At 46.0% G+C, this 5,155-nt stretch carries 4 protein-coding genes and 1 pseudogene; 2 read left to right on the top strand and 3 right to left on the bottom strand.

The features are described 5' to 3' along the window. A pseudogene (locus ACN4EG_RS27035) lies at window positions 1-110 on the bottom strand (photosystem II q(b) protein); the annotation flags it as partial. 440 nt (window positions 111-550) lie between these two features. Further along, complete coding sequence (locus ACN4EG_RS27030) at window positions 551-1,576, bottom strand: hypothetical protein (RefSeq protein ID WP_431633389.1); 1,026 nt, start codon at window positions 1,574-1,576, stop codon at window positions 551-553. A 429-nt stretch (window positions 1,577-2,005) separates the two neighbouring features. Here ACN4EG_RS27030 and ACN4EG_RS27025 point away from each other — a divergent pair, with 429 nt between their 5' ends. Beyond that, on the top strand, window positions 2,006-2,734 hold the full coding sequence (locus ACN4EG_RS27025; protein WP_431633388.1) for a helix-turn-helix transcriptional regulator: 729 nt from the start codon (window positions 2,006-2,008) through the stop codon (window positions 2,732-2,734). Window positions 2,735-2,944: 210 nt separating this feature from the next. Here ACN4EG_RS27025 and ACN4EG_RS27020 read toward each other — a convergent pair whose 3' ends face one another. Further along, window positions 2,945-4,195: a metallophosphoesterase family protein gene (locus ACN4EG_RS27020; RefSeq protein WP_431633387.1), complete on the bottom strand. Its 1,251-nt coding sequence runs from the start codon at window positions 4,193-4,195 to the stop codon at window positions 2,945-2,947. Between the two features lie 232 nt (window positions 4,196-4,427). Here ACN4EG_RS27020 and ACN4EG_RS27015 point away from each other — a divergent pair, with 232 nt between their 5' ends. After that, on the top strand, window positions 4,428-5,105 hold the full coding sequence (locus tag ACN4EG_RS27015; protein ID WP_431633386.1) for a tetratricopeptide repeat protein: 678 nt from the start codon (window positions 4,428-4,430) through the stop codon (window positions 5,103-5,105). The last annotated feature ends 50 nt before the right edge of the window (window positions 5,106-5,155 follow it).

Below are 5,155 nucleotides of genomic sequence, written 5' to 3'. Positions count from 1 at the left end.
ATCAGGACGCCGAACCAACCGATGTAAATCCGGTTGTTGGTGCTGGTTACCCAGTTGCAGAACTGTTCCCACAGGTTCGCACTCTCGCGGCGCTGTAGTACTGTTGTCATGGTTCTGTAATAAGTACGTTAGTACAATAATCAGGCTGTTTAGCCGCCTGTGTTAACTAATGTATTCTATTTATTTCGTTTTGTAAACTAGTAAATTCTAAGAAATTCAAATTTCTTTATCTTCTGGGGTGGAGCCATCACAGGGAGCTAGATCGACGGATAAGGTTCATTTCTCAGTATTTTTCAGGAGTTGACATAGGCATGCGTAGATTTTTCCTTGAAAATATAATTCTCATTTTCAAGGAAAAATCTGAGATTGTTGTAAATATTTGCATACAAAGATTACTTCCTATCGGCTGATGAACCCGATCGAATGGCCTCTATCATTTCTCGGCTCAGGCTGTCTACTCATTCTGGTGATGACCCAGGGGAAACTCTCCGGTGAAGGAACTTACTGGGTTAATCAGGCTCGGTTAATCAGGCTCGGTTAATTCAGGAACTCACTGGGTTAAAGTGTTGATAATTTCTACAGCGTCGATGTTCAGGTATCGATCGATCGACACATAGACCCAAAAATAGGGGCGCTGGCTATCCTGAGTAACTCGTTCAAACCCCATTAACCGTCGCAGTTCCTCATAACTAGGATGGATAATCATGGAATAGAGGTCACAGAGTGCTGGAAAGTCCTCTTTCATTTGATGGAGTGTAGATTGGGTATCTTGAATCAGTTGTTTCAGAGTTTGCCGACTCAAGTACAGCGGATCAATAATCCATGCTCGTACATAAATAGAGGTACAGGTTGAATCCCCAGCTTTTGCCATCGCAAAAGGATCGGTAGATCGATCAGTGGTTAGGAAAAAACTTTTACTGGGAGGATAAAAAAAGTGAACCTCTGATCCACCTGTAACAGGATAGAGAACTGTTATTCCGACAGGATTCAGCGTATCAGCCCGTCGGAGTACCCGCATACAGGGTCGATACTGTTCTGCCCAAGCCCGTAGATTTTTGGTGATCTTATAAGACGTCGCAGCAGGATCTTTAACCAGTTCTGAATAAGCACGGGTCATCAGTTGGGCCGCTGGCACTGCATCTGTACGAGGGTTAAAGGCGTCAGCAAAGAGTTCAGGTAGGGGGGCTTCGGTGGCTGGCGTCAATAGCTCAGGCATTGTCCGAATTTTGAGGCAGAGGGTTTGGCCATCAAAGCGCTTATCCAATACTCCAAGGCTGGCCAAACGATCGAGCATTAATCCTGCGGCCCGATCGCTGCCCCGATCTCGATTGGCATAAAATAGCTCAGCGGCTTCTCGGTGAGAACAGGCCACAAAGTCCTGTTGGGGTTCCAAGTTTGCTAAACTTGCCTCTGGTAAAAGTCCCTGATGTTGGGCTTCTTTTAATAATAGGTAGGCCCAGAGTCTAACTAGGCATTCCGCACGACGAAGGGTCAGTCCACCCCGTCGTTGAAGCGCAGACACATAATATTTCTGGCGACTCCAAGGAAAATACTGATCTAAGTTTTTGGGTTCCATCCGGCACGAATCTCTCCAGCGATGCCAACGTCCTCACAGTTCCACTAGATTGGATTGCAATACCATTAGATTAGTGATCACTAAATCGAGAAATTATCCAAGTTAAGGCTAACTATCTGACAATCAGGGTAGAAACCTTCTGAAAAATAGTTTCTACAATCCGATCAGCAAAAGATAACCTGTTTACGTCATGGTTTAATCAAGAAAAAAGTGATTGGTTGTGTCTCATGGTAGTTGTTGAGATGACATTGGATTGACGTTAACTGTGCAAAGATCTGGAGGACTAAACGAATACTTCAGTTTACTTCAGTTTACTTCAGTTCCATTCGATCGACTTCAGTTTGCTCATTGCATGTTCAGCCATTAACCTTTCACAATCGCGCAAAAGCACTAAATCCTTTGCACTAAAAAATGCATATCCCACTGTCTATGACTTTGAATCCCCAAGCTGAGGAAGAATGGGTTCCCACTGGGTCGAGCTGGATTCACCCACCCCACGCAGTGAATCCAGGAATTGGGGAGGTTCTTGAGTCTGTGTTAGAACAATTTCCGCAAGGCATTCTTGTGATGTCCCAAGGATGTCATTTGCTGTATGCGAATCCGCGCGCCCAAGCATTTTGCCAAGAAATACTTCATTTGGAAGATAATCCTACTGTTTTACCTAATTTGATTACGGATGCCTGTAATCGATTCCTAGCGCAGCAATCTTCTGTCTTGAAACCCTATGTGGCAGAACTCCATCTTCATGAAGCAACCCACTTAAGATTACAGATTCAATGGATCAGTACAATCGAGCCAGAAAATCGGGAACTGGCAGATGCCTCTAGATTAATAATGGTTATTATCGAAGATGGTTATGAACGATCGCTCCAGGAACGTTGGCTCCAGCAACAACGATATGGCTTAACAGAACGGGAAGCCGAGGTTTGGGAACTGTCGCTCCAACAATTTAGCTACCAGGAAATTTCTAATAAGCTGGATATCAGCTTAAATACGGTTAAAACTCACTTAAAAAATATTTATGCTAAGCGCCGAGCCAAGTTTCAAGTAGCTAAAACGCAAAAAGCTCTAGGGGAAATTTCGGTCTCAACGTCTATCCTGCCTTCTGTATCGACACCTGCACCGAAGTCTAACCCTGCACCGACTGTCTTGGAATAGACGTACGGACTGGATTCAAATAGCCTCTGGTATACAGATTGTGTCCCGTTCGAATTGGGAACTCATTCGATGCAAACTTGAATGCAAATTAATTTGGCAGTTGGGTTAACCCATGGGTTCTTGAACCGATCGGGAAGGTTAGGAAGATTCAATTCTCCTACAAACTTTCGATTGGCTCGATTTGGAAGCTGAAAGTATTTATGCAAATGTTCATGTCAGTAAAGTTTGGATGTAGTTGTACAGTTCAGTTTCCGATCGATCTTGCAGTTGTAAATCTTTTAATTCAATCAAACCTTGTGCGAGGTGGGGAGCTTGCTGCTTGTAATGATTGTGAGCGCTGAGTAAATCCATAAATACCTCCTGTTCGACTTGCATTCGACTTGCATCCTCGGACAGTGGGGTTTCATAGGTTGTGGAGTCTACGTCATAGCGCAGAAGGAAGATCATTGCTTGACTCAGGTCTTGCAACTGTTTTTGTAATGGGCGTATGTCAAGATCGAGCCGATCGAATCCTACGGTGCCTTCTATTCTCAGTTCAACGATCGGGTGCAGGTGAGGGCGAATTGTTTTAGCCTGGATAGCAGCTTCAACTGTCTGTATTGCTTGGGTTGCTAGATCTTCTGGGGTTTCCTGCCCGGTTGTTTTCAGCTTAAGCCGTACGATCGATCGTTGGTAATAATCGGTTTTGAGTTCGGCCTGAATTGCACCATCAGTGAGGGTGACGAGAAAAGCGCCGCGCTGATAGTTCACTTCTTCAATACTGTTTGCTTCTAATGATCCAGGATTAAACACCCAGTCTTCTTCGCAATAGCTTTTGTGAATATGACCTAGGGCAAGGTATCGTACCCCAGCTTTCTGTAACGGTAATAAATCGTTGTAGCGTAATGCTCCCTGATATCGAGCGATTTGGCCTTCCAATCCATGGTGTAGGAGCATGACGGTGGGGCCCTCGTAGGGGGACAGGGATTGAATTGCCTCTGCCAAGAGGGGAATCATTTTGGGCGCAGCGGAACCATACCACTGTGATCCAAGGATCCGTACGCCGCAGGGTAAATCAATATATCCGCCGCTGAGGGTTTCCGGATCCCAGGGTTGGTAGACGACTTGGCCCTCGATCGCTTCCGGTTCTAGCAAGATTAGTAATTCGTCATCGGCCAGATATTTCAGCCAGTTGGTCACGGTGCCGAAGGGGCGGTTATCGTGGTTGCCTTCAATGGCGATCGCAGGAATTCCGGCGTCTTTCAGCAACAGCAGACAGTCCTTCGCTTGGTTGAGAATAGACGGTTGAATAGTGCGATGCTCAAATAAATCCCCCGCAATCACAACAAAATCGACCTGCGCCTCCACAGCATATTTCTGCACCACATCCCGCAGCGCCAAGTAAAAATCCTTGGTGCGATCGCGGTTGTCGTAGTGGTCAAATCCCAGATGGATATCAGCGATGTGCAGAAAACGTGGCATAGAGACTGTGAGAATTTGGGTTTAGTGCAAAAGTATTAGACAAGCCAGCCTTTAGACTAGCAAATTTAGGCAGAACCGTGGCAGTTTTCTTGCCTGGGGGAGGGGGAAGAGAATTTTCGTTGGGAGCTGCATAAGTCAAGGCATTCGGGGGCTATGGAGTAGCATCCTAGATACATCACCTCTCACTATGAACGGGTTCCTGAAAGCTTCTTTAGTTTGTTTATCACTGCCAATGGTAGTTGCTACCGGAGCGATCGTGTCTCTCGTTTCGCTTCCCCCAGAAAATCCAACCGCTCAAGCTCTAACCACTACCCAGCCGATGGCGCTCAACAAAGTCGGTCAACCGTTGCAAACGCCGATCTCTGCCCCCAAACCCCAGACTGGCATTCAGCAAACCCAGCAGGAACGTTTTAATGAAGGATTGAGCTATGTCCAAGATGGGGAATGGTTTGCGAAAAAAGGTAAATTAACGGAGTCGCGTACCCAGTATGAAAAAGCACTGGGAATCATGCGGGAAATGGAACAAAAGCAATTAGAAAGTGTTGTTCTGAATGGTTTAGGACAAAATTATAAAGATGCCAAAAACTACGCATTAGCAATCAACTATTACGAAGAAGCCTTGTCAGTTAATGAAACCTTGGATCGACCCAGCGATCGGGGCAGAATGTTGGCTAATTTAGCAGAAGTTCATTCTCTGCAAAAGAACCACAAACAGTCTTTGATGCTCTATCGTCAAGCTTTAGATTTAGTAGAAGGGGATACGGAAACAGTTGCAACGATTCGGCAACAGATGACTCGTGTAGAACTGGCGCTCCAGCCCAAGCCTAAGCAACCCAAGGTTACCACGATCGCGAAGCAGCCCCAGCCGCAGAGGCCCCAGCCGCGCAGTGCTCAACGCTCGATCGGTTAAGAACAGCGTTAAGGGGTTTGCCAAGAAATAATATCCCCTCTTCATCCCCC

The sequence above is a fragment of the Alkalinema pantanalense CENA528 genome (assembly GCF_050753345.1).
Classification (GTDB): domain Bacteria; phylum Cyanobacteriota; class Cyanobacteriia; order Leptolyngbyales; family Leptolyngbyaceae; genus Alkalinema; species Alkalinema pantanalense.
This window is presented reverse-complemented; position numbering and strand designations above follow the sequence as displayed.